The 25,382-nt window shown below is 74.4% G+C and carries 25 protein-coding genes and 1 pseudogene; 18 read left to right on the forward strand and 8 right to left on the reverse strand.

Annotated features, from left to right (window positions below):
• Positions 1 to 91 precede the first annotated feature (91 nt).
• Positions 92 to 496, forward strand: a complete 405-nt coding sequence (locus E1289_RS14080) for a ChaB family protein (RefSeq protein WP_131980090.1) — start codon at positions 92 to 94, stop codon at positions 494 to 496.
• Between the two features lie 27 nt (positions 497 to 523).
• On the opposite strand, the gene E1289_RS14085 is transcribed toward E1289_RS14080, so the two are convergent.
• Positions 524 to 1,504, reverse strand: a complete 981-nt coding sequence (locus E1289_RS14085) for a YafY family protein (protein ID WP_131980092.1) — start codon at positions 1,502 to 1,504, stop codon at positions 524 to 526.
• Positions 1,505 to 1,615: 111 nt separating this feature from the next.
• On the opposite strand from E1289_RS14085, the gene add reads away from it, so the two are divergent.
• The 4 genes from add to E1289_RS14105 all read left to right on the forward strand — a co-directional run bounded on the left by add (position 1,616) and on the right by E1289_RS14105 (position 5,522).
• On the forward strand, positions 1,616 to 2,641 hold the full coding sequence (gene add / locus E1289_RS14090) for an adenosine deaminase (RefSeq protein WP_243712819.1): 1,026 nt from the start codon (positions 1,616 to 1,618) through the stop codon (positions 2,639 to 2,641).
• 123 nt (positions 2,642 to 2,764) lie between these two features.
• Positions 2,765 to 3,496 carry an FAD-dependent thymidylate synthase gene (gene thyX / locus E1289_RS14095; protein ID WP_131980094.1) on the forward strand — a complete coding sequence of 244 codons (732 nt, stop codon included), beginning with the start codon at positions 2,765 to 2,767 and terminating at the stop codon, positions 3,494 to 3,496.
• 151 nt (positions 3,497 to 3,647) lie between these two features.
• Positions 3,648 to 4,775, forward strand: a complete 1,128-nt coding sequence (locus E1289_RS14100) for an LAGLIDADG family homing endonuclease (RefSeq protein ID WP_131980096.1) — start codon at positions 3,648 to 3,650, stop codon at positions 4,773 to 4,775.
• A gap of 48 nt (positions 4,776 to 4,823) precedes the next feature.
• The gene (locus tag E1289_RS14105) at positions 4,824 to 5,522 is read left to right on the forward strand and encodes a dienelactone hydrolase family protein (protein ID WP_207928958.1); all 699 of its coding nucleotides are present in this window, start codon (positions 4,824 to 4,826) and stop codon (positions 5,520 to 5,522) included.
• Positions 5,523 to 5,536: 14 nt separating this feature from the next.
• On the opposite strand, the gene E1289_RS14110 is transcribed toward E1289_RS14105, so the two are convergent.
• The gene (locus E1289_RS14110) at positions 5,537 to 5,941 is read right to left on the reverse strand and encodes a PaaI family thioesterase (protein WP_243712820.1); all 405 of its coding nucleotides are present in this window, start codon (positions 5,939 to 5,941) and stop codon (positions 5,537 to 5,539) included.
• Positions 5,942 to 6,047: 106 nt separating this feature from the next.
• On the opposite strand from E1289_RS14110, the gene E1289_RS14115 reads away from it, so the two are divergent.
• Positions 6,048 to 6,848 carry a helix-turn-helix transcriptional regulator gene (locus E1289_RS14115; RefSeq protein WP_131980100.1) on the forward strand — a complete coding sequence of 267 codons (801 nt, stop codon included), beginning with the start codon at positions 6,048 to 6,050 and terminating at the stop codon, positions 6,846 to 6,848.
• Between the two features lie 4 nt (positions 6,849 to 6,852).
• Here the strand turns inward: E1289_RS14115 and E1289_RS14120 are convergent, their stop codons facing one another.
• Positions 6,853 to 7,962, reverse strand: coding sequence for a globin domain-containing protein (locus tag E1289_RS14120; RefSeq protein ID WP_243712821.1), 1,110 nt, complete (start codon positions 7,960 to 7,962; stop codon positions 6,853 to 6,855).
• Between the two features lie 554 nt (positions 7,963 to 8,516).
• Between E1289_RS14120 and E1289_RS14125 the strand changes: the two genes are divergently transcribed.
• From E1289_RS14125 to E1289_RS14135, 3 genes are all read left to right on the forward strand, one after another.
• Positions 8,517 to 9,269: a gamma-glutamyl-gamma-aminobutyrate hydrolase family protein gene (locus E1289_RS14125; RefSeq protein ID WP_131980104.1), complete on the forward strand. Its 753-nt coding sequence runs from the start codon at positions 8,517 to 8,519 to the stop codon at positions 9,267 to 9,269.
• Positions 9,270 to 9,368: 99 nt separating this feature from the next.
• A complete protein-coding gene (locus E1289_RS14130; protein ID WP_131980106.1) occupies positions 9,369 to 10,349 on the forward strand; it encodes an alpha/beta hydrolase in 981 nt (326 codons plus the stop codon).
• Positions 10,330 to 11,127, forward strand: a complete 798-nt coding sequence (locus E1289_RS14135) for an enoyl-CoA hydratase/isomerase family protein (protein WP_131980108.1) — start codon at positions 10,330 to 10,332, stop codon at positions 11,125 to 11,127. Before E1289_RS14130 ends, E1289_RS14135 begins: the two co-directional genes overlap by 20 nt.
• A 26-nt stretch (positions 11,128 to 11,153) precedes the next feature.
• Here E1289_RS14135 and E1289_RS14140 read toward each other — a convergent pair whose 3' ends face one another.
• Positions 11,154 to 12,335, reverse strand: coding sequence for an acyl-CoA dehydrogenase family protein (locus E1289_RS14140; protein WP_131980110.1), 1,182 nt, complete (start codon positions 12,333 to 12,335; stop codon positions 11,154 to 11,156).
• Between the two features lie 189 nt (positions 12,336 to 12,524).
• On the opposite strand from E1289_RS14140, the gene E1289_RS14145 reads away from it, so the two are divergent.
• The gene (locus tag E1289_RS14145; RefSeq protein ID WP_243712822.1) at positions 12,525 to 13,958 is read left to right on the forward strand and encodes an aldehyde dehydrogenase family protein; all 1,434 of its coding nucleotides are present in this window, start codon (positions 12,525 to 12,527) and stop codon (positions 13,956 to 13,958) included.
• Between the two features lie 3 nt (positions 13,959 to 13,961).
• On the opposite strand, the gene E1289_RS14150 is transcribed toward E1289_RS14145, so the two are convergent.
• Complete coding sequence (locus E1289_RS14150; protein WP_131980112.1) at positions 13,962 to 14,528, reverse strand: TetR family transcriptional regulator; 567 nt, start codon at positions 14,526 to 14,528, stop codon at positions 13,962 to 13,964.
• A gap of 170 nt (positions 14,529 to 14,698) precedes the next feature.
• On the opposite strand from E1289_RS14150, the gene E1289_RS14155 reads away from it, so the two are divergent.
• The gene (locus E1289_RS14155; RefSeq protein ID WP_131980114.1) at positions 14,699 to 17,914 is read left to right on the forward strand and encodes a carboxyl transferase domain-containing protein; all 3,216 of its coding nucleotides are present in this window, start codon (positions 14,699 to 14,701) and stop codon (positions 17,912 to 17,914) included.
• 21 nt (positions 17,915 to 17,935) lie between these two features.
• Here the strand turns inward: E1289_RS14155 and E1289_RS14160 are convergent, their stop codons facing one another.
• On the reverse strand, positions 17,936 to 18,730 hold the full coding sequence (locus tag E1289_RS14160) for an SDR family NAD(P)-dependent oxidoreductase (protein ID WP_131980116.1): 795 nt from the start codon (positions 18,728 to 18,730) through the stop codon (positions 17,936 to 17,938).
• Between the two features lie 137 nt (positions 18,731 to 18,867).
• On the opposite strand from E1289_RS14160, the pseudogene E1289_RS14165 reads away from it, so the two are divergent.
• From E1289_RS14165 to E1289_RS14180, 4 genes and pseudogenes are all read left to right on the forward strand, one after another.
• Positions 18,868 to 19,098: pseudogene (locus E1289_RS14165) on the forward strand (hypothetical protein); the annotation flags it as partial.
• A 40-nt stretch (positions 19,099 to 19,138) separates the two neighbouring features.
• Entirely contained in the window at positions 19,139 to 19,549 is a 411-nt protein-coding gene (locus tag E1289_RS14170; RefSeq protein ID WP_131980120.1) for a nuclear transport factor 2 family protein, read from the forward strand.
• A gap of 104 nt (positions 19,550 to 19,653) precedes the next feature.
• Positions 19,654 to 20,847 carry an acyl-CoA dehydrogenase family protein gene (locus tag E1289_RS14175; protein ID WP_131980122.1) on the forward strand — a complete coding sequence of 398 codons (1,194 nt, stop codon included), beginning with the start codon at positions 19,654 to 19,656 and terminating at the stop codon, positions 20,845 to 20,847.
• Positions 20,844 to 21,932: an acyl-CoA dehydrogenase family protein gene (locus E1289_RS14180; RefSeq protein ID WP_131980124.1), complete on the forward strand. Its 1,089-nt coding sequence runs from the start codon at positions 20,844 to 20,846 to the stop codon at positions 21,930 to 21,932. The genes E1289_RS14175 and E1289_RS14180 overlap by 4 nt, the downstream gene beginning before the upstream one ends.
• A gap of 50 nt (positions 21,933 to 21,982) precedes the next feature.
• On the opposite strand, the gene E1289_RS14185 is transcribed toward E1289_RS14180, so the two are convergent.
• Complete coding sequence (locus tag E1289_RS14185) at positions 21,983 to 22,822, reverse strand: pyridoxal-phosphate dependent enzyme (RefSeq protein ID WP_131980126.1); 840 nt, start codon at positions 22,820 to 22,822, stop codon at positions 21,983 to 21,985.
• Positions 22,819 to 23,370 (reverse strand): universal stress protein, encoded by a 552-nt coding sequence (locus tag E1289_RS14190; protein WP_165970463.1) that lies wholly within the window; start codon positions 23,368 to 23,370, stop codon positions 22,819 to 22,821. The genes E1289_RS14185 and E1289_RS14190 overlap by 4 nt, the downstream gene beginning before the upstream one ends.
• Before the next feature lie 147 nt (positions 23,371 to 23,517).
• On the opposite strand from E1289_RS14190, the gene E1289_RS14195 reads away from it, so the two are divergent.
• From E1289_RS14195 to E1289_RS14205, 3 genes are all read left to right on the forward strand, one after another.
• The gene (locus tag E1289_RS14195) at positions 23,518 to 24,015 is read left to right on the forward strand and encodes an XdhC family protein (RefSeq protein WP_131980130.1); all 498 of its coding nucleotides are present in this window, start codon (positions 23,518 to 23,520) and stop codon (positions 24,013 to 24,015) included.
• Positions 24,016 to 24,029: 14 nt separating this feature from the next.
• A complete protein-coding gene (locus E1289_RS14200) occupies positions 24,030 to 25,097 on the forward strand; it encodes an alcohol dehydrogenase catalytic domain-containing protein (protein ID WP_131980132.1) in 1,068 nt (355 codons plus the stop codon).
• Between the two features lie 154 nt (positions 25,098 to 25,251).
• Positions 25,252 to 25,382 (forward strand): sigma factor (locus tag E1289_RS14205; RefSeq protein ID WP_279487341.1); only part of this gene is annotated, 131 nt, incomplete at its 3' end.

Consider the following 25,382-nt stretch of genomic DNA (forward strand, 5'->3'; position numbering starts at 1 on the left):
GGCGATCCCGGATCGCCTGCGGCCTCGCCCGTTGCGCCGGTTTGAACGAAATCTGCCCGGATATGGCGGCGGGCAGACGGAAGGAGGAGCCATGCCGAAGACGACCAAGGGCGGCAAGCCGCGGAAGGACGAGCTTCCCGGCACGCTGCAGCGCTCCCCGAAGGAGGCGCAGGAGACGTTCGCCAAGGCCCACGACTCCGCGGTCGAGACCTACGGGGAGGGGCAGCGCGCGCACCGCACCGCCTACTCCGCGCTCAAGCACAAGTTCGAGAAGCGCGGGGACCGGTGGGTCCCCAAGAAGCGCAAGGGCCCGTCCGACCCGCGGGCCAAGGACCCGGAGGCCCGCCGAGGCCGCGGCCGGAGCGCCGGCGGCGTGGACGTCGAGGGCAGCAGCAAGAAGGAGCTCTACGACCGCGCGGCCGGCCTCGACGTCCAGGGCCGGTCGAAGATGACCAAGCAGGAACTGGCCGAGGCGATCGCGCGCAAGCAGGACTGAGGGCGCGGCCTCCGTCCGGCGGGGCCCTCAATCGTCCGGCCGGGAGGCGTACAGCCGGGCGAGCCGGGCCGCGCCGTCCGCCATCCGCTCCCGCAGCTCCGGCGGGGCCAGGATCTCGGCCTCCGGGCCGAGCCGCATCAGCTCGGAGGCGGCGACGTCCAGCGACTCGACCGGGAGCGTGGTCACCACCCACCCCGCCTCGTCGGGCTCCCCGGCGTCCTCGGCCGCCCGGCGCGCCGCGTACGGCTCGACGGCGTACCGCAGGATCCGCCTCCCGGCGGGCGACAGCCGGACGGTGACCTCCTCGCGCAGGATCGACCGCAGGAACGCCGCCGCCGCCTCCCGCCAGTGCGCCGCGAGGTCGAACCCCTCGTCGCGGTCGAAGACGTCCCCGGTCGGCCGGACGTCCGTCACCCGGTCCACCCGGTAGGTGCGGGGCCCGCCCGCCACCCGCGCGACCAGGTACCAGGTGCCGCTCTTCAGGACGAGCCCGTACGGTTCGGCCTCCCGCGTGACCTCGGCGTCCCCGCGCCGGTAGCGCAGCTCGACCCGCTCGTCCTCCCAGACGGCCCGCGCAAGGTCCCGCAGCAGCGGCGGCGGCCCGGCCGCGCCGAACCAGCCCGGGGCGTCCAGGTGGAACCGCTGGCTCGCCCGCGACGGGGCGTCCCGCAGGGACGCGGGCAGCGCCGCCAGGACCTTGAGCTCCGCCGCCGCCACCGCGTCGCCGCGCCCCATGTCCCCGGCCGGGCCCGGCAGACCGGTCAGGAACAGCGCCTCCGCCTCCTCGCGGGTCAGGCCCGTGAGCCGCGTCCGGTAGCCGCCGACCAGCCGGTACCCGCCGCCGCGTCCCTGGTCGGCGTACACCGGGACGCCGGCCGCCGAGAGGGCCTCCATGTCCCGGTAGACGGTGCGCTCGGAAACCTCCAGCTCCCGCGCCAGCTCGCCCGCCGTCATCGTCTCCCGTGACTGCAGGAGGAGCACCATGGAGATCAACCGGGCCGCGCGCACGCCTCCCATCCTGCCGCACCCGGAACGCCCTCCGGGGGTTTCTGACAATCTTGTGGCAGATTCGGATGGTTTGCCTGTCGCGGCGGCCCGGATGGCTGTTAGCTTCGCGGCGTGCTGACCGAAACCACGTCCATCGAGGCGTTCATCGACGCCCTGCCGAAGGTCGAGCTCCACGTCCACCTCGTGGGCTCCGCCTCGGTCCCCACCGTCCTCGAACTCGCCCGCCGCCACCCCGACGGGCCCGTCCCGGTGGACGAGCGGGAACTGCGGGCCTTCTACGAGTTCCGCGACTTCCCCCACTTCGCCGAGGTGTACGAAGCCGTCTCCAGCCTCGTCCGCACCCCCGAGGACGTCGCCACGCTCGTCCTCGGGACCGCCCGCGACCTCGCCGCGCAGAACGCCCGCTACGTCGAGCTGACCGTCACCCCCTACACCCACCAGCGGGCCGGGATGCCGATGCCGGCGATCACCGACGCCCTCGACCACGCCGTGCGCGAGGCCCGCGACCGGCACGGCATCCGCGTCGCCTACATCTTCGACATCCCCGGCGAGTTCGGCGCCGAAGGCGCCCGCGGCACGGCCGACCACGCCCTCGGCCACCCGCCGGAGGCGCTCGTCGGGTTCGGGATCGGCGGCGTCGAGCAGTGCCGCCCGCCGCACCGGGACGCGTTCCGCGACGCGTTCGCCGCCGCCCGCGCCGCGGGGCTGCGCAGCGTCCCGCACGCGGGGGAGATGACCGGCCCGGAGACGATCTGGGAGGCGATCGAGGGGCTCGGCGCCGAGCGCATCGGCCACGGCGTCAGCTGCCTGGAGGACCCGCGCCTCGTCGCGCACCTGCGCGAGACGCAGCTGCCGCTGGAGGTCTGCCCCACCTCCAACCTCCGCACCGGGCAGGTCGCCGACCTCGCCTCGCACCCCCTGCCGAGGATGCTCGACGCGGGCCTGTTCGTCACGCTGAACAGCGACGACCCGCCCATGTTCGACACCACCCTCACCGGCGAGTACCGCGTCGCCGCCGAGGTCTTCGGCCTGGACCGCCCCGCCCTGGCGTCCCTGGCCCGCAACGCCGTCCACGCCTCCTCCCTCGACGAGGAGGGCCGCCAGGCCATCCTCACCGACATCGACGCCCTGCTCTGACTCACCCCAGGCAATCCGGCGCCATGGTCTTGCCCGTGCCCTGTTCCGGGCACCATGGCGGTCGGTGACTGTGGTGGCGGCTAAGGTTGCGGAGGCGATCGAGCGGACACGAGGGGGAGACCAATGGCCGGGGACGAGTCGACGGACATCCAGTTCCGCAGTGACGTGACCGTGGAGTTGATCAAGTCTGCGGCGTCGGATGCGGACGTGCTCTGGGCCGCGCGGGTGTCGACCAAAGGGGAGAGCTCCCTGGCGGAGATCGAGGCAGACCCCGAGCGGTCCAAGGGACTGATCAACTTCCTCATGCGGGACCGGCACGGCACCCCGTTCGAGCACTCGTCGATGACCTTCTACGTGAAGGCGCCCATCTTCGTGTTCCGCGAATTTATGCGTCACCGCACGTTTTCTTACAATGAGGAGAGTGGCCGCTACAGGCGGTTGGAGCCCGTCTTCTACGTGCCCGCCCCCGACCGCAAGCTGGTCCAGGAGGGCAAACCCGGCAAGTACGTCTTCATGGACGGAAGCCCGGAGCAGCACAAGCTGGTCGCCGAGGCCACCAAGGAGAGCTATCGGCAGGCCTATCGCGCCTACACGGAGATGCTCGAAGCGGGCATCGCCCGGGAGGTGGCGAGGAGCGTCCTCCCCGTCGGCCTCTACTCGTCGATGTACGCGACCTGCAACGCGCGGGCGTTGATGAACTTCCTGTCCTTGCGGACGAGCCGGGAAGACTCGGCGTTCCCCTCGTTCCCGCAGCGTGAGATCGAGATGGTCGCCGAGCAGATGGAAGAACAGTGGGCTGCGCTCATGCCGCTCACCCACGCGGCGTTCGAAGGCAACGGCCGCGTCTGTCCCTGACGTCCGCGACAGCGCCGCGCGCGCCCTGACCGGGCCCCATGTCCTCACCCGGCGCGGAGCGGCCGCCGAGGGCCGCAGGCGAAGCGAATGTCCGTGGCCTGTGATTCTGTGTGACCGCCTTGCTGCCTGAAGTGATGGAGGCGGGAACCGGATGGCGGGCGGCTACGACGACGAAACCGACGTGCTCACGGAAGCCGGCTGGAAACCCTGGCCCAAGATCGACGGAAGCGAGAACTTCGGGACGGTTAACCCGTCCACGGGAGGTCTGGAGTACCGGCGGGCCACAGCCGTACACCACGGCGAGGTCAGCGGCCGCATGTACCGGGTCCGTTCGGAGCAGGTCGACCTGCTGGTCGGTGCCGACCATCCGCTCTGGGTTCAACGTTACGACACGCGCGCGGCGAGACGTGGCGAGCAGCCGTTCGGGATCGAGGCACCTGGCGCTCTCCTCCACAAACGCGTCCGCTATGACAAGACGGCGAAATGGATCTCTGGCACGGACGCGGACGTGAAGATTCCGGGGACAAGCCGGACCTGGGCGCGTTCGGACAACGGGGCTGCATGTTCGCGGGAGTATCCGGGAGCGGTCTTCCCGGCGATGGGCTTCGCGGAATTCCTCGGCTACTTCTTATCGGAAGGTTCCATCAACGGCCATCAGATCGTCCTCGCGCAGAACCCCGGCCCCGTGCTGGACGCGATGATGGGGACCGTGCGGCGGTTGGGACTCACCGCCTACCTGCCTCCGTCCGGCCATAGCCGCGTGATCACCTGCTGTGTCGCCCTCCGCGACTTCCTCGCCCAGTTGGGCCACGCAGTGGACAAGCGACTGCCCACGGTCGCGCATCGCTGGACGCCGGAGATCATTCGGATTTTTCTCGACGCCATGGTGGATGGGGACGGCACCACGCATCATAGGAACGGACACCGCGTGATCTACACGGCGTCCGAGGAACTCGCCGGCGGGCTGCAGGTACTCGCCATCAAGTCGGGCATCAGCGCCAACATCCGAATCGACGATCGCACGGGGCTGCGGCGCGTTATGCCCAGTGGGCAGATCTTCCATAATCTCCGGCCGACATATGTGGTGTCGCTGGTGACGAGACGCAACAGGCCGCTGGTGAACCACGGACGATCCATGCCCAGCCGTTACTGGAATGAGGATGGCTATCACGACGGGTTCGAGGAGTACTCGGGTGGACTCCATTCGGTGACCGTCGAGCATGGACTTCTTCTGGTCCGCCGGAAGGGCAAGGTCGTTGTCTCGGGGGATGGCGCATAGGAGCCGGATGGGGGAGTGTTGGGCGGTATGTCGAAGATCAGGATTTCCGTGGGTGATCAGGAGTTGCCGGGGTACCTCGCCGTTCCCGAGGGGGAGGGGCCCTGGCCTGGGGTTGTCGTCGTGTTCGAGGCGCTGGGGGCCACCGGGGACATGCGGGCCCAGGCCGACCGGTTCGCCGCGAACGGGTATCTCGCCGTCCTGCCGGACCTCTACAACGGTGCGCCGTGGGTGCGCTGCGTCACCAAGGCGATGCGGGAGATGCGGGCCGGGCGCGGCGCCGCGTACGACCACATCGAGGCGGCGCGGGCTTGGCTGGCGGGGCGGGACGACTGCACCGGCGACGTGGGCGTCTGCGGATTCTGCATGGGCGGCGGGTTCGCGCTGGTCGCGGCGGCGAAGTACGACTTCACGGCGGCCGCGGTCAACTACGGCATGCTGCCGCGCCGGCCGGAGGAGGCGCTGCGCGGCGCGTGCCCGATCGTCGCGAGCTACGGTGCCGCCGACCCCTCGCTGCGCGGGGCCGCGGGCAAGCTGGAGCGGGCGCTCAGTGAGTCGGACGTCGCGCACGACGTGAAGGAGTACCCGGCGACCGGGCACTCCTTCATGACCGAGTCCGCGCTGCCGGGGCCGCTCGGGCCGGTAGCGAAGATCGCGTTCGGGATGGGGCGGGGCCGGGAGAACGCGCCGGATGGCTGGCGGCGGATCTTCGACTTCTTCGACGGCCATCTCAAAAAATCTACAACGTAAAGGCGTCGGCCGGTTCACGCCCGCAGGACCGCCTGGGTCTGGGTGACCTGCGCCACGCGGCGGCCGGCCGCGTCGAACAGGTCGGTCTGGACGACGATCGAGGTGCGGCCGGTGTGCAGGGGGCGGGAGACGCCCCGGACGTGGCCGTCCTTCACGGCGCGGAAGAAGTTCGTCTTGGACTCCAGCGTCGTCGTGGACGTGTCCGGCGGCAGGTTGAGGAACGCGCAGACCGCGCCGAGGGTGTCGGCCAGGGTCATGAGGGCACCGCCGTGCATGACGCCGCCGGCGGTGCAGCGGTCCGGGGACCAGCCGAGATGGCCGGTGACCTCCTCGGGCCCGGCGGAGTCGATCGCCACGCCCATGGCGCGGGCGAAGGGCATGGCGTCGGCGAGCTGGTCGGGTGTGAGCTCGGTGGTCAAGGCTCCTCCTCGGGTCGTCGCGGCCCACTCTCGTGATCGGCTCCTGCCGCGTCCATTACCTCCGACGTCATCGTCGTCATGACGCGGCCCGGGTAGCGTCGGTGCGATGACGACGGCGCTGAGCGATGTGAGACCGATCGGGGAGCAGCTGCGCGCGTGGCGGCAGCGGCGGAGGCTCAGCCAGCTGGAGCTGGCGTCGGAGGCGGACGTGTCGACCCGGCACCTGAGCTTCGTGGAGACGGGGCGTTCGGCGCCGAGCCGGGAGATGGTGCTGCGGCTGGCCGAGCACCTGGACGTGCCGCTGCGCGACCGGAACCTGCTGCTGGTGGCGGCGGGGTACGCGCCCGTCTTCGGCGAGACGCCGATGGAGGAGCCGAGGATGGACTCGGTGCGGGCGGCGCTGCGGCAGGTGCTGGCGGGGCACGAGCCGTACCCGGCGGTGGTCGTCGACCGCTTCTGGAACCTGGTCGACGCGAACGGCGCGGCGGCGTTCTTCATGGAGGGGGCGCCGCCGGAACTGCTGGAGCCGCCGCTGAACGTGCTGCGGCTCAGCATGCATCCCGCCGGGATGGCCCGGAACATCCTGAACCTGGCCGAGTGGCGCGCGCACATGATCGACCGGGTGCGGCGGCACGTGGCGCTGACCGCGGACGCGTCGCTCGCCCAGCTGCACCGGGAGCTGCGGAGCTTCCCGGGGGACGTGGGGGAGGCGATCGCGCCGCCCGAGGGCCACGAGGTGTTCGTCCCGCTGCGGATGCGGGTGGACGGCAGGGAACTGTCGTTCTTCAGCACGATCGCGACGTTCGGGACGCCGGTCGACATCACGGTGGCGGAGCTGGCGATCGAGTCGTTCTACCCGGCGGACGAGGCGACGACCGCGTTCCTGCGGGAGCGCGCCGGGTGGTGACCCCTCAGTTCTCGGCGGCGAGCAGGTCGTGGTGGATGCGGGCGAGGGACAGCCCGTGCCGCTGCAGCGCGGTGACGGTCCGCCGGACGAGCGGGACGGGGCCGGCCACGTAGGCGTCGTGGTCCCGCCAGTCGCGGAGGCCGTCCAGGAAGCCGGGCAGGACGTCGGGTATCCGGCCGTGCAGGCCGCCGGGGGGCGCCGGCGCCCCCGACAGGACGGGGGTCACCCGCAGCCGCGCGCAGTCCGCCTCCAGCCTCCGCAGCGCGGGCAGGTCGTACAGGCCGTCCTCGGTGCGGGCCCCGAGGAGCAGGCGGATGTCGCGGCCGGCCCCGGCGGCCTGCTCGGCGAGCGCCTTCATCGGGGCGAGGCCGGTGCCGGCGCCGATCAGGAGGAGCCCGCGCGTGGAGCCGGGGGCGAGGGTCATGGTTCCCGTGGCGGGGCCGAGCAGCACGGTGTCGCCGGGGGCGCAGTGCCGGACCAGGGCGCCGCTGACCCAGCCGGCGGGCCGGGCGCGGACGTGCAGCCGCAGCGTCCCGTCGGGCCGGGGCGCGTTGGCGATCGAGTAGGGCCGCCAGACGCGGGGCCAGCGGGCGGTCTGCACGCGCACGTGCTGGCCGGGCAGGAACGGCAGCGCCCGCTCGGGACGCAGCGTGAGCACGGCGAGGTCGTGGGCGCGGCGGTCGTGGCCGGTGATCCCGGCGACCCACCAGGGCGGGTGCGCGGCCGCGTCCCGCTCGGCGGCGGCGATCATGGCCGCGGCGGCGGACCGGTAGGCGGCGGTCCAGGCGGCCTCGGCCTCGGGGGTCCACACGTCGGCGGCGAAGGTCCGCAGCGTCGCCAGCAGCGCGGTCTCGACGGCGGCGTAGTGCTCGCGCAGGACGCCGTACCTGCGGTGGTCGCGGCCGAGCCGGCCGAGGTGGCTGGCGAGCTCGGCGGGGTTGTCCTGGCTCCACACGATCCGCGTGAGCGCCTGGAAGAACCGGTCGTGCTGGGGGCCCATCGCGGGCGGGAACAGGGCGCGCAGCTGCGGTTCGCGGGCGAAAAGGCGGCCGTAGAAATAGCTGGTGGCGCCCGCGGGGTCGGCGTCAAGCCGGGCGAAGCACTCTTTGAGCATTCGGGGTTCCGGTGACATTCTCCAGCTCGCCCCCTCTGGGCCGTCGGCGGAGAGTTCTGGGATTGCGCGGTCGTCGAGGCGCGTCCGATGCCCGGCTTGCTGAGATTCTCGCATTCCGGCGCGCGGGTCCTCAAACATGGTGGCCGTGTGGAGGGGGTGATGTCTCCGTGTGTAGTCGCCGGTGAATTCTCCGTGATCGGTTCGCGGCGGGCGGGAGCACGCATACTGATCGGTACTCCTGCGGGGGGTCGGCGACCCGGCGCGGAGGACGCGGACCGGGGTAGGAAACTGCTATCGGGTGGAAGATTTCAGAATTTCGGGGCCCCGCCGCCCGGGCGGCCCGCCTGGCGGCCGTTGCCGGGGGCGGCGGCGCCGGGCCCGTCTCGCCGCTTCCGACTGCGGAGATCCGTCCCGTGCGGCAAGCTGGCTGGTAGGAGGCCGGGGGACGGGACGGCCCGGGGCGGGTGCGGCACCATGAGGGGCAGCCGAACGCAGCGAATCGCCCATACCGGAAGTCGTCCCGTGGCCAACGCACGACAGAGGGGGAACCGGGCATGTCAGAGGCCAGCCGCGGGGGGCCGTCCCCGAACGCCGCAGGTGCCGGCGCGCCGCCGCTCATCGGCATCACCACCTACCAGGAGCCGGCCCGCTGGGGGGCCTGGGTGCGCGAGGCCGCACTGCTGCCGGTGCCGTACGTCCGCGCCGTCGAGCGGGCGGGCGGGGTCCCGGTCATGCTGCCCCCGACCGCGAAGCTGCGCGGGGTGGACGCGCTGGTCGGGCGGCTGGACGGCCTCGTCCTCGCGGGCGGCGGCGACATCGACCCCGGGCTGTACGGGACCGCCCGGCACGCCCTGACGGGCCCGCCCCAGCCGCAGCGCGACCGCTTCGAACTGGCGCTCGCCCGCGCGGTGGTGGACGCCGGCCTGCCGTTCCTGGCCATCTGCCGGGGCATGCAGGTCCTGAACGTGGCCCGCGGCGGAGCCCTCGTCCAGCACCTGCCGGAGGCGGTGGGCCATGACGGGCACGCGCCGGAGAGCGGCCTGGTCGGATCGCATCCGGTGCAGATCAGCGTGACCAGCATGATCGGCAAGATCATGGGGGACTCCGCCGACGTCCCCACCTACCACCACCAGGCGGTGAGCCGGCTCGGCAGGGGCCTGGCGGCGGTGGCGTGGGCAGAGGACCAGGTGGTCGAGGCCGTGGAGCTGCAGGGGCACCGCTTCGGCCTCGCCGTCCAGTGGCATCCGGAGGAGGGCGACGACGGGCGGCTGTTCGACGCCCTGGTCGCCGAGGCCGCCGGCCGCTGAGCCGGCCGGGCCCGGCCCCGGCGCGGGCGGGGATTGACGCGGCGGTCCCGGGGAAGGCGATCCGGTACATCCCGCCGCAGATCCCCCGGAGGCCGCCGCATGCCGCTGCACCCGCAGACCGTGAGCTTCCTGAAGTTCGTGGCCGCCTGGACGGCGCTGCCGCCCGGCGCGGGGACCCGGGCGGAACCGACCGTCGCGGAGATGCGGGAGCGGGTCGCCGCGGTGCCGTCCCCCGCCGGCCGTGAGCTGCCGGAGGTGCGCGACCTCACCGTGCGGGGACCGGGCGGGCCCGTCCCGGTGCGGCTGTACCGCCCGGTGCCGCCGGGGCGCGGGCCGCTGCCCGCGCTCGTGTACCTGCACGGCGGCGCGTGGGTCCTCGGGAGCATCGACAGCGTGGACGCCGCGTGCCGCGACATCGCGGCCGCCGCCGGATGCGTCGTCCTGAACGTCGGCTACCGGCTGGCCCCCGAGCATCCGTTCCCCGCCGCCGTCGACGACGCCTGGGCCGTCGTGGCGTCCGCGGCGCGCGAGCCGCACCGCTACGGCGTACTGCCCGGTGCCGTCGCGGTGGCCGGGGACAGCGCGGGCGGCAACCTCGCCGCGGCGGCCGCGCTGCTCGCCCGCGACCACGGGGTGCCGCTCGTCCACCAGCTGCTCGTCTACCCGGTGACCGACACGGCCATGGACACCCCGAGCTGGCGGGAGTTCGGCTCCGGATACGCGCTGGACGCCGCGACGCTCGCCCGGTTCATGGGGCTCTACCGGGGCGGCGCCGATCGCGCGGACTTCCGGCTGGCCCCGCTGCGCGCCCCGGACCTCGCCGGCGCCGCACCCGCGACCGTGATCACCGCGGAGTACGACATCCTGCGCGACGAGGGCGAGGCGTACGCGCGGCGGCTCGCCGCCGCCGGGGTGCCGGTGGAGCTGCGCCGCTACGACGGTGTCGTGCACTCGTTCTTCCTGCTCCCGGAGATCTTCGACGCCGGTGTCCGGGCGCGGGACTTCGCTGTGCGACGATTGCGCGCGGCATTCGACGCGCGGACGCGGGAGGCGACCTGCCATGGGCAGCGGGCGGTATGACGGCTACCAGCGGCTGAAGATCGACTGGGCGGCGGACGGCGTGCTCCGGGTCGTGCTCAGCACGCCGGGCAAGCTCAACGCGGTCGACATGACCGGGCACCGGGAGCTGGCGGAGATCTGGCGGGACGCCGACGCCGACGACGAGGTGCGCGCCGTCGTCGTGCGCGGCGAGGGGGCGGCGTTCTCGGCGGGCGGCGACCTCGCCATGATCGAGGAGATGATGGCCGACCACGGGGCCCGCCGCCGCATCATGCGCGAGGCGCGCGACATCGTCATGAACGTGGTGAACTGCTCGAAGCCGGTGGTCAGCGCGGTGCAGGGCCCGGTGGTGGGCGCGGGGCTGGCGGTGGCGCTGCTGGCCGACATCTCCGTCGCCGGCCGCACCGCGAAGGTCATCGACGGGCACACGCGGCTGGGCGTGGCGGCCGGGGACCACGCGGCGATCGTGTGGCCGCTGCTGTGCGGGATGGCGAAGGCGAAGTACTACCTGCTGCTCAACGACGTCCTGACGGGGGAGGAGGCCGAGCGGATCGGCCTGGTCTCCCTGTGCGTGGACGACGGGGAGGTGCACGAGCGCGCGCTGGAGATCGCCGGCCGGCTCGCCGCCGGGCCCGCGGAGGCGCTGTCGTTCACCAAGCACGCGCTGAACAACTGGCTGCGCCTCGCGGGCCCGACGTTCGACGCGTCGCTGGCGATGGAGTTCTTCGGGTTCACCGGCCCGGACGTGCGGGAGGGCGTCTCGGCGATCCGGGAGAAGCGCCCGCCCAGGTTCGGCTGAGGACGTCCCCCCGCGCGTTCCGGCGGTCAGTACGACTTGGGCAGGCCCAGTTCGTGCTGGGCGATGTGGGCGAGGACGAGTTCCTCGGCGACCGGGATGTTCTTGGCGATGCGGGCGTCGCGGAACATCCGGGAGATCGGGTACTCCAGCGAGTACGCCATGCCGCCGAAGGTCTGGAACGCGCGGTCGGCGGCCTGCCAGGCCGCGTCGGCCGCGGTGAGCTTGGCGATGTTGGCCTCCGAGCCGCAGGGGCGGCCCCGGTCCCACAGCCAGGCGGCCTTGTAGGTCATCAGCCGCGCCAGTTCCAGCTGCGCCTTGACCCTGGCGAGCGGGAAGGCGATGCCCTGGTTCGTCCCGATCGGCTTGCCGAACGGCGCCCGGTCGGTGGCGTACTCGCAGGCGAGGCTCAGCACCAGCTCGCCGGACCCGACGCCGCCCGCCGCGGCCAGGATCCGCTCGGGGTTGAGGATGTCCCACAGGACGGCGAACCCCATGTCGACCTCGCCGAGGACCCGCTCGGCCGGCACGCGGACGTCGTCCAGGAACACCGTGCTGGACGCGACGGTGTTGGTGCCGAGCTTGGGGATCGGCTGGTAGCTCAGCGTGCCCTCGGCGACGGCCTCCTTGAGGTCCACCAGCAGGACGGTGAAGCCCGACGTCCGGGGGCGCGCCTCGGCGGCCGGGACCGTGCGGGTGACGAGGACCATGTGGTCCGCGCGCTCGACCCCGGAGATCCAGATCTTCTGGCCGTTGACCACGAACGAGTCGCCGTCGCGGCGGGCGTGGGTGGAGATGTTGATCGAGTTGCTGCCCGCGTCCGGCTCGGTGATGGCGAAGCAGGTCTCCAGCTCCCCGGAGGCGATTTTCGGCAGGAACTCGTCCCGCTGCTCCCGGGTGCCGTGGCGGGCGATGGTCAGCCCGCCGAACGCGGGCGTCAGCAGGTACATGAACGACGCGGCGCCTCCCGCGCCGCCCTGGGCGAGGGCTTCGAGGGCGACGGCGAGCTCCAGCAGGCCCTGCCCCCCGCCGCCGTACTCCTCGGGGACGGCCAGGGCGTGCCAGCCGTCGCCGACCAGCTCCCGCCAGACCTCCTCGGGCCAGCGCTTGTCCGCGTCGCAGCGGCTCCAGTACTCCTGGTCGTACTTCCCCGCGATCGCCAGCACGCCCTCGCGCACCGCGGCCGCGCTCTCCGGCAGGTCGAAGTCCACCGCGCCTCCCTCGCACTCGGCTGTCGGCCCCACGGTAGCCCATGCAGTAAGTGGTCACTGACATCCGGGGGCGGTCAATGAACGCCGCCTTCCCGGGTAGGCGACGCATGGAGAGGACGGAACACGTCGGCTAGGCGACCGCGAGGCCCGGGCGCGTCTCTGCCCCGCGGGGGAGGCGAGGGAGCGATCATGCGACCGCGTGACAGGTGGATGCTGGCCGGAGGACGCTGGAGCCAGGGCACCGGGGAGCGGATGTTCACGGTCACCGATCCGGCGGACGGCGAGCCCCTCGGGGTGGTGCCCGTCTGCACCCGCCGCGACGTGGACACCGCGGTCGCGGCGGCACGGGCCGCCGCGCCCGGCTGGGCGGTGGTCCCGGCCGCCGAGCGCGGCGCCGCCCTGCACGCCGCCGCGCGGGCCGTCGAGGGGCGCGCCGCCGAGCTCGCCGCGCTGGTGACCGCCGAGATGGGCAAGCCGTCCGGCGACGCGCTCGCCGGCGTCGAGGCCGGGATCGGGACGCTGCGCCAGTACGCCGAGCTGGGCCCGCTGCACGGCGGGCGCAGCCTGCAGGGCGGGTGGGACGCGGCGGACTTCATGGTCCGCGAGCCCCACGGGACCGTCGCGGTGCTCACGCCGTGGAACGATCCCGTCGCCATCGCCTGCGGGCTGATCGGCGCCGCCGTGGTCACCGGCAACACCGTCGTGCACAAGCCGTCCGAGCGGACCCCGCACGCCGGCGCCATGCTCGCCGAGCTGATCGCCGGGCGGCTGCCCGGCGGCGTCCTCAACCTCGTCACGGGCGGCGCCGAGCTGGGCGAGGCGCTCGCCGGCCACGGCGGCGTGGACGTCGTGGCGCACGTCGGCTCGACCCGCGCGGGCCGCCGCATCGCCGAGCTGACCGCCGGGACCGGGGTCAGGGTCCTGCTGGAGAACGGCGGCGCCGACCCGCTGATCGTCGACGCGGGCGTCGACCCGGCGTGGGCCGCCGGGCAGGCCGCCACCGGCTGCTTCGCCAACGCCGGCCAGATCTGCACCGCCGTCGAACGCGTCTACGTGCACGAGGCCGTGGCCGCCGAGTTCCTGGACGCGCTCACCCGCCGGGCCCGCGCCCTGCGGATGGGGCCGGGGGCCGACCCGGCCACCGAACTCGCCCCGCTGGTGGACGAGCGGCACCGCGCCCGGGTCCACGAGCAGGTCGAGAAGGCCGTCGCGGACGGCGCGCGGCTCCGCACCGGCGGGCGGATCCCCGAGGGACCCGGCTGCTTCTACCCCGCCACCGTCCTCACCGGCTGCACCGACACCATGGCCGTGATGGCCGAGGAGACCTTCGGGCCCGTCGCGCCCGTCCGCACCGTCGCGTCCTTCGCGGAGGGCCTGGAGGCGGCGCACCGCACCCGCTACGGCCTCGCCGCGACCGTCCTCACCCGCGACCCCGCCCACGCCCAGGCGGCCTGGCGCGGCCTGAAGACCGGCACCGTGAAGATCAACGCGGTGTTCGGCGGCGCCCCCGGCGGGGCCGCGACCCCGCGCGGCGCCAGCGGGCGGGGCTTCGGCTACGGCCCCGAGCTCCTCGACGAGATGACGGCCGTCAAGGTCGTCCACCTGCAGACCGTCATCCCGTAGCGGTCATGTAGCGGTCACGTAGCGGGTCACCATGCGGGCGACGAAGTGGGCGAAGCGCTCCGGGGGGCCGGAGGGCAGCATGAGGTGGCTCATCGTCAGCCGCACCGCGGCGTCGGCGATCTCGGTGAGGGCGTCGCGGTCCAGGTCCGGCCAGTGCCGCAGCGCGTGCTCGGCGATGCGGGCGCTGGCGGTGAACAGCACCGGCTCGGCCTGCGTGGTGAGCAGCGGGAGCAGCTCGTCGCCGCCCGCACCGGTCAGCACCGCCTTCTTCAGCTGGTCGTCCGCGGACGTCTCCAGCGTGTACATGACCGCCGCCGTCACCGCCGAGTACAGGTCGTCGTGCGCGGACAGCGCCGCGTCGACGCCGTCGAGGTAGCGCTCGTTGTCGCGGATCACGACCGCCTGCGCCAGGCCCCACTTGTCGCCGAACTCGTTGTAGACGGTCTGCCGGCTCACCCCGGCGGCCGCCGCGACGTCCCGCATCCGGACGCCGCGGTAGCCGCGCTCCACGAGCAGGGAGGCGGCGGCGTCCAGGAGGGATTCGCGCACGGAACGGCCGGCGGTGCCCATGAGTCGTCGATCCCTCCGGAGGTGATCGTGGGGAGGCGGCCCCACAGGACCATTATCACCCCGGTCCCGCCGGCGGTCACCGGGCGCCCGCCGGTCACCGGGACCCGCCCGCCTCTCTAGAGTGAGGCCCAGCCGAGGCGAGGGCGCGCGGAGCGAGGCGAGGAGGACGGGTGGGCGGGATCCTGGTGGCCAACCGGGGCGAGGTCGCGCTGCGGATCGTCCGCGCCGCGGCGGAGCTGGGCCTGCGGACGGTCGCCGTGCGCACCCGCGACGAGGCCCCCGCGCCGCACGCCCGCCGCGCGGACGAGGTGCGGGTGCTGCCCGGCGACGGCCCGGCCGGCTACCTGGACGCCGCCGCCGTGCTCACCGCCGCCGCGGAAGCGGGCGTCACCGCCGTCCACCCCGGCTACGGCTTCCTGAGCGAGAACGCGGCGTTCGCCGCGCGCTGCGCCGCCGCCGGGCTGACGTTCACCGGCCCGCGCCCCGAGCTGCTGGAGCTGTTCGGCGACAAGACCCGCTCGCGGGCGCTCGCCCGGGACGCGGGCGTGCCGGTGGCGCCCGGCACGGACGGCCCGGTGAGCCTCGCCGGCGCGGAGGAGTTCGCCCGCGCGCACGGGCCCGTGATGCTCAAGGCCGTGGCCGGCGGCGGCGGGCGCGGGACGCGCGCCGTCACCGATCCGGCCGGCATGGCCGCCGCGTACGAGCGGTGCCGCTCCGAGGCGCTCGCCTCCTTCGGCTCCGGCGACCTGTACGCCGAGCGGTACGTGCCGCGCGCCCGCCACATCGAGGTGCAGATCGCCGGCGACGGGAGCGGCGCGGTCGTCCACCTGTGGGAGCGCGACTGCAGTATCCAGCGGCGGCACCAGAAGCTGATCGAGGTCGCGCCCGCGCCCGCGCTGCCCGGGGACGTCCGGGACGCGCTGCTGGACGCGGCGCTGCGCATGGCCGCCCGCGTCCGCTACGACGGCATCGGCACGTTCGAGTTCCTCGTCGCGGACGGGGACTTCTGGTTCATGGAGGTCAATCCGAGGCTCCAGGTCGAGCACACCGTGACCGAGGAGATCACCGGGGTCGATCTGGTCAAGACGCAGATCCGGCTCGCGCTGGGGGAGGACCTCGCGGCCGTGGGCCTGGCCGGCGGGCCGCCCCGCGCCGCGGGGTGCGCCGTCCAGGTCCGGGTCAACACCGAGACCCTCGACGCGGACGGCACGCCGCACCCGCGGGCCGGGACGCTGACCGCGTTCGCGCCGCCGTCCGGGCCCGGCGTCCGCGTCGACACCTGCGGGTACGCCGGCTACCGCGCGAGCCCCCGCTACGACCCGCTGCTCGCCAAGGTCGTCGCCCGCGCGGAGGACCTGCCGTCCGCCGCCGCCCGCGCGCACGGCGCGCTCGGCGAGTTCGAGATCGCCGGCGTCGCCACCAGCATCCCGCTGCTGCAGGGCGTGCTGCGCCACCCCGGCTTCACCGCCGGCGGTTTCGACACGTCCTTCATCGCCGGCCACCTGCCCGAGCTGCTGGAGAGCGAGCACCGCCGCTACTACGTCGAGACCGTGCGGGACGAGGAGGGCACCCCCGCCGCCGCAGCCCCGGACGCGCCGCCCGGCACGATCACCGTGTCCGCGCCCATGCAGGGCACGGTGGTGAGCGTGGACGTGACCGAGGGCGACCTCGTGCGGGCCGGGGGACCGGTCCTCGTCCTCGAAGCCATGAAGATGGAGCACGTCGTCCGCGCGGGCGAGGCGGGCATCGTGCGGAGCGTCGCCGCCGCGGCCGGGGACACCGTCGCCGAGGGCGCCCCGCTGCTGTTCGTGGAACCCGCCGAGGCCGGCGCCGGCCACGCCGCCGAGGACGCCGAGCCCGACCCCGGCGAGATCCGCGCCGACCTCGCCGAGGCACTGCGCAGGCACGAGACCGGCCTGGACGCGTCCCGTCCGGAGGCGGTCGCCCGGCGGCACGCGCGCGGCCACCGCACCGCCCGGGAGAACATCGAGGACCTGTGCGACGCCGGCACGTTCGTCGAGTACGGCGCGCTGGCCATCGCCGCGCAGCGGCGGCGCCGGTCCCTGGAGGACCTGATCGAGCGCACCCCCGCCGACGGCATGGTGTGCGGCATCGGGGACGTGGCCGGCGCGCAGGCGGTCGTCATGTCCTACGACTACACGGTCCTGGCCGGGACGCAGGGCTACCAGAACCACCGCAAGACCGACCGGATGCTCGACATCGCCCACCGCCGCCGCCTGCCCGTGGTCCTGTTCGCCGAGGGCGGCGGGGGCCGGCCCGGCGACACCGACACCTCCACGGTGTCGGGCCTGGACGTCACGACCTTCCACGCGATGGGGCGGCTCAGCGGCCGCGTCCCGTCCGTCGGGATCGCCGCCGGGCGCTGCTTCGCCGGGAACGCCGCGCTGCTCGGCTGCTGCGACGTCATCATCGCCACCCGCGACGCCAACATCGGGATGGGCGGCCCCGCGATGATCGAGGGCGGCGGGCTCGGCGTGTTCGCGCCCGAGGAGATCGGCCCGATCACCGACCAGGAGCCCAACGGCGTCGTGGACATCGCCGTGGCGGACGAGGCCGCCGCCGTCGCCGCCGCCCGCCGCTACCTGTCCTACTTCCAGGGCCCGAGCGGCGACTGGACGTGCGACGACCAGCGGCCGCTGCGGAACGTCGTCCCGGAGAACCGGCTGCGCGCCTACGACGTCCGCCGCGCGATCGCCCGCCTCGCCGACACCGGGTCGGTGCTGGAGCTGCGCCGCGCCTTCGGGGTCGGGATCATCACCGCGCTGGTGCGGATCGAGGGACACCCGATGGGCCTCATCGCCAGCAACCCCGCCCACCTCGGCGGCGCCATCGACCGCGACGCCGCCGACAAGGCCGCCCGGTTCCTGCAGCTGTGCGACGCCCACGGGCTGCCCGTGGTGTCGCTGTGCGACACGCCCGGCTTCATGGTCGGCCCGGACGCCGAGCGGACCGCCACCGTCCGGCACTTCGGCCGCATGTTCGTGATCGGCGCGAACCTGCGCGTCCCGCTCGTCACGATCGTGCTCCGCAAGGGCTACGGCCTCGGCGCGCAGGCCATGGCGGGCGGCGGGTTCAAGGCGCCCCTCGCGACCGTCGCGTGGCCCACCGGCGAGATCGGCGGCATGGGCCTGGAGGGCGCCGTCCGGCTCGGGTACCGCAAGGAACTCGCCGAGGCCGACGACCCGGAGGAGCTGTTCCGGACGATGGTCGCCGCCGCCTACGAGCACGGCAAGGCCCTGCACGCCGCCACGGTCTTCGAGCTGGACGACGTCATCGACCCGGCCGACACCCGCCGCTGGATCACCACCGCGTTCGCCTCGGCCCCGCCGCCCGGGGACGGCCGCCGCTGGATCGACACCTGGTGACGGGCGCGCCGGGCGCGCGGGTCAGCCCTCCAGCCGCTCCCGGGTCCACTCCTTGACCCCGGCGACGAACGCGTCGACGTCGGCGGCCTTGCCCGAGGCCATCTCGTGGAACCACCCCGGCACGTACCGCTCGAACCGCCCGTCGCCGAGGACGTCCAGGACGGCCGCGGCCACCTCCCGCGGCGGCAGCCCCTCGGACACGTCGCTCAGCGGCTTCTCGTTGCCGGGCAGCGTGAACAGCTCGGTCCCCGCGATGATCGCGGGCTGCACGACGTGGACCTGCACCCCGGTGCCGTCCAGGTCGACCGCCGTGCTCTCCCAGAACGCGGTGAGCGCCGCCTTGGACGCCGCGTAGGCGGCCTCGTGCGGCGGCCCGAGCCGCGCCGCGACCGACCCCACCGCCACCAGGTGGCCGTGCCCCCGCGCGAGCATCCCGGGCAGCAGCGCCAGCGTGAGCCGCACCGGGGACAGGTAGTTCAGCCGCATCACGTCCTCGGCCTCGGCGGGCGCGAGGTCCTGGACGCGGCGGCGCTTCGGCATGCCGGCGTTGTTCACCAGGACGTCCACGGCGCCGAACTCGCGCTCGACGTCCGCGGCGAGGCCGGCGATGCCGTCCAGGTCCGCGAGGTCGGCGACCCACATCGCCGAGTCCGGGGCGTGCTCGCGGCACCGGGCGAGCACCTGCTCCAGCCTGTCCTTGCGCCGCGCCACCAGCCCGACCCGGGCGCCGGCTTCGGCGAGCGCCTCCGCCACGACCGCGCCGATGCCGGACGAGGCGCCGGTGACCAGCGCCGTCCGGCCGCTCAGCGTCACCATGCCATCACCATCCCGACCTCATCATGGCGCCCAACGTCACACACGGGTCCCCGCCCGGCAAGGAGGAACGCCGCGCGCAGCCGCACCCGGCCGGAAAAACCGGTGGGCGGGATGCGGGGCGGGCCGGTGAGGACCTCGTCCCCGCGACGCCGGCCAAGGGCCTGGAGTACGATCGGGTGGTCGTCGCCGAGCCCGCCGGCATCGCCGCCGCCGAGGCCCGCGGCCCCGCCCGCCTGTACGTCGTCCTCACCCGCGCCGTGACGTCGCTGACGGTGCCGCACCGGGACGAGCTCCCCGCCGAACCGAACGGCCGAGGCGCCCACCGTCCACCGCCGGACGGATACCGTGCACACGCCTCCGGCGAGTGAAGCCGTTGACAAGTGAAGCCGTGACTTGTAGTGGAGGGACATGTCCGAGTTCGCCAGCCCCCGGGCCGTCTTCCAGCGGCTCATCGACGGGGTGACCGCGCGGCGGCCCGAGGCGCTGCCGCGGCTGTACGCCGAGGACGCGGTGGTCGTCCGCCCGTTCGCCCATCCCGCCATCCGCCTGGAGGGACGCGACGCGGTGCGCGAGCACTTCGCGCGCCTGGAGGCGATGCCGCTGGAGATGACCGCGCGCAACGTCGTCGTCCACCACACCGCCGACCCCGAGGTGATCATCGCGGAGTTCGAGTACGCGGGGCACAACACCGAGACCGGGCGCGAGTTCGTCGTGCCCAGCGTCTTCGTCCTGCGGGTGCGCGGCGGGCGCATCGTGGAGTTCCGCGACTACCACGACCACGCCGGGCTCGACCGCGCCATGGGAGCGGACGGCGGTTGACTCGCCGACCCGCCGGTTCCTAGGCTGGGCGGACCATACCGACCGGTTGGTATGTTCGTGGGGCGGCCCGGCCGCCGCCCCCTCGCCCTGCGGAGGTCCGCCCCGTGAGCACAGCACCGCCCGACGCCGAGGAGCTGGAGAGGCGGGTGGGCGAGTTCCTCGCCGCGCACGACCCGTCCGCCGGCGAGCCCCTGGAGTTCCTGCGGGCCCGGTTCGACGCCGGCCTCGCCTGGGTCCACTACCCCGAGGGCCTCGGCGGCCTCGGCGCCCCCCGGGCCCTGCAGCCCGCGGTCGACCGGGCGTTCGCCAAGGCCGGTGCGCCCACCAACCATCCCGAGCGCAACGGCATCGGGCTCGGCATGGCCGCGCCGACGATCCTCGCGTTCGGCACCGACGAGCAGAAGCGCCGCTTCCTGCGCCCCCTGTGGACCGGCGAGGAGGTGTGGTGCCAGCTGTTCAGCGAGCCCGGCGCCGGCTCCGACCTCGCCGCGCTCGGCACCCGCGCCGTCCGCGACGGCGACGCCTGGACGGTCAACGGCCAGAAGGTCTGGACGTCCATGGCCCACGAGGCGCGCTGGGCGATTCTCGTCACCCGCACCGACCCGGACGTCCCCAAGCACCGCGGCATGACCTACTTCGTCTGCGACATGACCGCGCCGGGCGTCGAGGTGCGCCCGCTGCGGCAGATCACCGGCGAGGCCGAGTTCAACGAGGTCTTCCTCACCGACGTGCGGATCCCCGACGAGCACCGGCTCGGCGAGGTCGGGCAGGGCTGGCGGGTCTCCACCACGACGCTCATGAACGAGCGGGTCGCCATCGGCGGCGCCGGGTCGCCCCGTGGGGGCGGCATGATCGGCGTGGTCGCCGCGCTGTGGCGCGACCGCCCCGAGCTGCGCACCCCCGGCCTCCACGACGCCGTGCTGCGGGCCTGGGTCGAGACCGAGGCCGCGCGGCTCACCGGGGAGCGGCTGCGCCAGCAGCTCACCGCCGGGCAGCCCGGCCCGGAGGGCTCGGGGGCCAAACTGGCGTTCGCCGAGCTCAACCAGAAGGTGTCCGGCCTGGAGCTGGAACTGCTGGGCGAGGACGGCCTGCGCTACGACGACTGGACGATGCGCCGGCCCGCCGAGGTCGACTTCACCCGCCGCTCGCCCGGGTACCGCTACCTGCGCGCCAAGGGCAACTCCATCGAGGGCGGCACGTCGGAGATCCTCCGCAACATCATCGCCGAGCGGGTGCTGGGGCTCCCCGGCGAGATCCGGGTCGACAAGGACGTGCCGTGGAAGGACCTGCCCAAATGAGCGATCTGCTGTACAGCGAGATCGAGAACGACCTGCGCGCGAGCGTCCGCGAGGTGCTGGCGGACAAGGCGCCCTGGACGTCCGTCCTCGCCGGGACCGAGAAGGACGAGCCCTACGACGCGGCGCTGTGGCGGGCCGTCGCGGGGCAGCTCGGCTGCGCCGGACTGCCCGTCCCCGAGGACCTCGGCGGCGCGGGGGCCACCTGGCGCGAGACCGCCGTCGTCATGGAGGAGCTGGGCCGCTGCACCGCGCCCGTACCGTTCCTCGGCAGCGCCGTCACCGCGACGGCCGCGCTGCTGGCCGCGGGGGAGCGCGACCTGCTCGCGCGGCTCGCGTCGGGCGGCACGATCGCCGTCCTGGCCGTGCCGTTCAGCACGGCGCCCGGCGACGCGGCGCCGGAGGTCCGGGCCGCGGACGGCACGGTGACCGGCGAGGTCACCAGCGTCGCCGACGGGATGGCGGCCGAGGTGTTCCTCGTCCCGGCGTCCGGCGGCCTCTACGCGGTGGACGCCGCGGACGCCCGCCGCACCGCCGTGACCTCCCTGGACATGACGCGCCGCCTGGCGGACGTCACGTTCTCCGGGGCGCCGGCGCGGCTCGTCGCCGAGGGGGCGGACGCCGTCCGGGCCGCGCTGCTCACCGGCGCCGCGATGCTGGCGTCCGAGCAGCTCGGGCTCGCCGAGCGCTGCCTGGACGACACCGTCGCCTACGTGAAGACCCGCTACCAGTTCGGCCGGCCGGTCGGCTCCTACCAGGGCCTCAAGCACCGCCTCGCCGACCTGTGGACGTCCATCACGCAGGCCCGCGCGGTCGCCCGCCACGCCGCGTCGTCCGTCGCGGCCGGTGATGTCGCGGCCGGTGACGACGACACCGCGATCGCCGTGGCCGTCGCGCAGGCGCACTGCTCGGCCGTCGCCGTCAAGGCCGCCGAGGAGTGCGTGCAGATGCACGGCGGCATCGGCTTCACCTGGGAGCACCCCGCGCACCTGTACCTGAAGCGCGCCAAGGCCGACTCCATCGCCCTCGGCACGCCCGACCGGCACCGCGCCGCCCTGGCCCGCCTGGCCGACCTGCCCCCCGCCTGACCGGACCGGTGACCGGCGGGCCCCGCGCGCGGCATGCGGGGCCCGCCCGGTCACCCCGTGATGACGGCCAGCACCCGTGCGCCCTCCGGGAACGCGCCGCGCTCGGCCAGCGTGAGCACGCCGGACATCATCTTCGCCGTGTAGACGCGGTCGAGGACGATGCCGTGCCGCTCGGCGAAGTCGGCGATGAAGGCGTCCAGCTCGCGCGTCCGCCTGGCGTAGCCGCCGAAGTGGAAGCCGTCTTCGACGCGCCAGGCCCCGCGCAGCCCGCCGTACGTCTCGCGCTGGAGCCGTTCCACCTCGGCGTGCAGGAAGCCGCCCTTCAGGACGGAGAACCCCAGGGCGCGCTGGCCCGGGGCGAGCCCGGCGGCCAGTCCGGCCAGTGTCCCGCCGGTGCCGCACGGGCAGCAGACGACGTCGTAGCCCGGCACCTCCGCGCCGAGTTCCGCGCAGCCCCTGACGGCCGCCGCGTTGCTGCCGCCCTCGGGGAGGAGGTGGAAGCCGCCCCACCGCTCGCGCAGGGCGGCGACGACGCCGGGCTCGTGTTTGCGCCGGTAGGCGGCGCGGTCCAGGTAGGTCAGCCGCATGCCCATCCGCTCGGCGTAGGCGAGGGTGTCGTTCAGCGGCAGGTGCTCCTCGCCGCGGATCACGCCGATGGTCGCGAACCCGAAGATCCTCCCGGCCGCGGCCGTGGCCCGGATGTGGTTGGAGTAGGCGCCGCCGAAGGTGAGGACCGTCCCGTGCTCCCGGGCCGGCCCGAGGTTGTGCTTGAGCTTGCGCCACTTGTTGCCGGGCAGCTCCGGGTGGATCAGGTCGTCCCGCTTCAGGAACAGCCGCACGCCCCGCCGGGCGGCCCGCTCGTCCGCCAGCTCCACGACCGGGGAGGTCACAGCGGGTGACGCAGCCGGCGGCCCAGCCGCCGGAACCGGGAGCCCTGCACGTCGGGTGACTCGTCCCGCACGGCCAGGCGCTCCAGCATCGTGTCGAACGAGGGCGTCTGCACGCAGACGAGCGTCGCCCGCGCCCGGCGGGCGCAGTGCAGCCGGACCGAGGGCCGCAGCAGCCGCGAGAACGGGCCGCGCGTCCCGTGCCCGACGACGAGGATGTCGCCGTCGCCCGCCAGCCGCACCAGCACCGCGCCCGGCTCGCCCACCAGCGCCAGCGCCGTCATGTCCACGCCCTCGGGCGGGCCGCCGCACACGTCGCCGAGGACCCGGGCGATGAGCTCGGCGCCGGACGCGCGCAGCGCCTCGGTGACGCCGCAGCCGAGCTGCCCCGCCGCCGACACGTGCGGCGGCAGCGGAGCGGCATGGGCCACCAGCAGCGGCAGCCCGCGCAGCCGGGCCGCGCCGATCGCCCAGGACAGGGCACTACGAGCGCCCGCCGAGTCGTCCACCCCGACCACGACGCGGGGGCCGCCCTCCGGTCTCGTGATCACGGTTCCTCCCGAGCCCGCCTGGATGTGCACTCTAGGGTGCAGGCATACCCGTTCCCAAGGAAGGGTCTCGCGTCGGGGAAACCCGGCTTTCCGTCAACGGTGCGGCCCGCTGGACCGGCCGCGCCCGCGCGGGGCAGACTTGCGGGTATGGGAACACCGCACGAGACCGACCCCGCCTGCGCCGTCGCGCACGGCGACGTCCCGGCGCCCGCGGCGGAGCGGACGCTGGTCGCGGTGTTCGCCGGTCCCGTCGCCGAGCACCTGCTGCGCTACGGCGCCGACCTCGGCTACCGCACCTTCCTCGTCGACCCCGACAAGGACCGGGGCGGCGCCGCCGAGCTGCCGCACCTCGACGCGACGGCCGACGTCGTGGTCACCGACCACCACCGCCCCGAGCTGGGACCGGTCCTGCGGGACGTGCTGACCCAGCCGGTCCGCTGGGTCGGCGTCATGGGCAACCCCCGCCATCCCGCCCCGCACATCCCGGCGCTCACCGAACTCGGCGTACCCGCCCGCGAGATCGCGCGGGTCCACCGGCCCATCGGCCTCAACATCGGGTCGCGGACCCCGGCGGAGATCGCGATCGCGACCCTGGCCGGCCTCATCGCCGACCGCAACGGCCGCCCCGGCGGCTTCGAGTTCTAGGTGCGGGCCCTCTGATGCGGGCGGTCGTCTACGCGGAGTTCGGCGCGCCGCCGGAGGTCCGCGAGGTCCCCGATCCGCGGCCGCCCGCGGGCGGCGCGGTCATCCGGGTCGAGGCCACGGGGGTGTGCCGCAGCGACTGGCACGGCTGGCGGGGGCACGATCCCGCGATCCGGGTCCTCCCGCACGTGCCCGGCCACGAGCTGGCGGGGACCGTCGAGGAGGTCGGCGCGGGCGTCACCACCGCCCGCCCGGGGGACCGCGTCACCGTCCCGTTCGTGTGCGCCTGCGGCCGCTGCGCCGCCTGCGCGGCGGGGGACCAGCAGGTCTGCGAGGCGCAGACGCAGCCCGGCTTCACCCACTGGGGCTCCTTCGCCCACTACGTCGCGGTCGGGAACGCCGACGTCAACCTGGTGCGGCTGCCGGACGAGATGTCGTACACCGCGGCCGCCGCCCTCGGCTGCCGGTTCGCCACCGCGTTCCGGGCCGTCCTCGCGCAGGGCGGTGCCTCCGCGGGCATGTGGGTGGCCGTGCACGGCTGCGGCGGCGTCGGCCTGTCCGCCGTGATGATCGCCGCGGCGGCGGGCGCCCGCGTCGTGGCCGTCGACGTCGCGCCCGGGGCGCTGGAGCTGGCGCGGCGCAGCGGGGCGTCCGCGGTCGTCAACGCCGCCGGCCACGCCGACGTGGCGGGCGCCGTGCGGGAGGCCTGCCGGGGCGGCGCGCACGTCTCGCTGGACGCGCTGGGCAGCCCGGAGACGGCCCGCGCCTCGGTCGAGTGCCTGCGCCGGCGGGGCCGGCACGTCCAGGTCGGCCTGCTCCCGCCCGGCGCGGGCCGCGCGGACCTCCCGATGGAACGGGTCGTCGCCATGGAGCTGGAGATCGTCGGCAGCCACGGGATGGCCGCCCACGCCTACGGCCCGATGGTGGAGCTGGTCCGGGCGGGGACGCTGCGCCCCGATCTGCTGATCGGCCGCGTCCTCGCGCTGGACGAGGCCCCGGCCGCCCTCACGGACCTGCCCGCCCCCGGCATCACGATGATCGAGCCGCACCGGCAGGGTGGGCCGCAGGGCGCGGACGGCGGGTAGCGCCACCGCTCCTCCTCCTCGGTGATCTCGCTGGTCAGCGGCGTAGTATGGGCGGCGAGCGTGTTCTGTCGGTGGGTCCGCCTACCGTCGGGAGTGACGGGGCCCGCCGGGGTGCCCGTCCCAGCGACGATGCCCAGCGAAGGTGACGACCACGATGGCGAACAGCACCCTAGAGCGGGATTTCCAGGAACTCGCCGATCCGTACCGGCGGGAACTGCTGGCGCACTGCTACCGGATGCTCGGCTCCATCCACGACGCCGAGGACCTGGTGCAGGAGACCTACCT

Source organism: Actinomadura sp. 6K520, from assembly GCF_004349245.1.
Classification (GTDB): domain Bacteria; phylum Actinomycetota; class Actinomycetes; order Streptosporangiales; family Streptosporangiaceae; genus Spirillospora.

Bases quoted from the DNA above. Each gene is read 5' to 3' on its own strand.
- E1289_RS14135 (WP_131980108.1), top strand. From the start codon at position 10,330: ATGGGCAGCGGGCGGTATGACGGCTACCAGCGGCTGAAGATCGACTGG.
- E1289_RS14160 (WP_131980116.1), bottom strand. From the start codon at position 18,730: ATGGTGACGCTGAGCGGCCGGACGGCGCTGGTCACCGGCGCCTCGTCC.
- E1289_RS14150 (WP_131980112.1), bottom strand. From the start codon at position 14,528: ATGGGCACCGCCGGCCGTTCCGTGCGCGAATCCCTCCTGGACGCCGCC.
- E1289_RS14125 (WP_131980104.1), top strand. From the start codon at position 8,517: ATGTCAGAGGCCAGCCGCGGGGGGCCGTCCCCGAACGCCGCAGGTGCC.
- E1289_RS14080 (WP_131980090.1), top strand. From the start codon at position 92: ATGCCGAAGACGACCAAGGGCGGCAAGCCGCGGAAGGACGAGCTTCCC.
- thyX (WP_131980094.1), top strand. From the start codon at position 2,765: ATGGCCGGGGACGAGTCGACGGACATCCAGTTCCGCAGTGACGTGACC.
- E1289_RS14115 (WP_131980100.1), top strand. From the start codon at position 6,048: ATGACGACGGCGCTGAGCGATGTGAGACCGATCGGGGAGCAGCTGCGC.
- E1289_RS14145 (WP_243712822.1), top strand. From the start codon at position 12,525: ATGCGACCGCGTGACAGGTGGATGCTGGCCGGAGGACGCTGGAGCCAG.
- E1289_RS14170 (WP_131980120.1), top strand. From the start codon at position 19,139: ATGTCCGAGTTCGCCAGCCCCCGGGCCGTCTTCCAGCGGCTCATCGAC.
- E1289_RS14200 (WP_131980132.1), top strand. From the start codon at position 24,030: ATGCGGGCGGTCGTCTACGCGGAGTTCGGCGCGCCGCCGGAGGTCCGC.
- E1289_RS14195 (WP_131980130.1), top strand. From the start codon at position 23,518: ATGGGAACACCGCACGAGACCGACCCCGCCTGCGCCGTCGCGCACGGC.
- E1289_RS14100 (WP_131980096.1), top strand. From the start codon at position 3,648: ATGGCGGGCGGCTACGACGACGAAACCGACGTGCTCACGGAAGCCGGC.
- E1289_RS14180 (WP_131980124.1), top strand. From the start codon at position 20,844: ATGAGCGATCTGCTGTACAGCGAGATCGAGAACGACCTGCGCGCGAGC.
- E1289_RS14120 (WP_243712821.1), bottom strand. From the start codon at position 7,962: ATGCTCAAAGAGTGCTTCGCCCGGCTTGACGCCGACCCCGCGGGCGCC.
- E1289_RS14130 (WP_131980106.1), top strand. From the start codon at position 9,369: ATGCCGCTGCACCCGCAGACCGTGAGCTTCCTGAAGTTCGTGGCCGCC.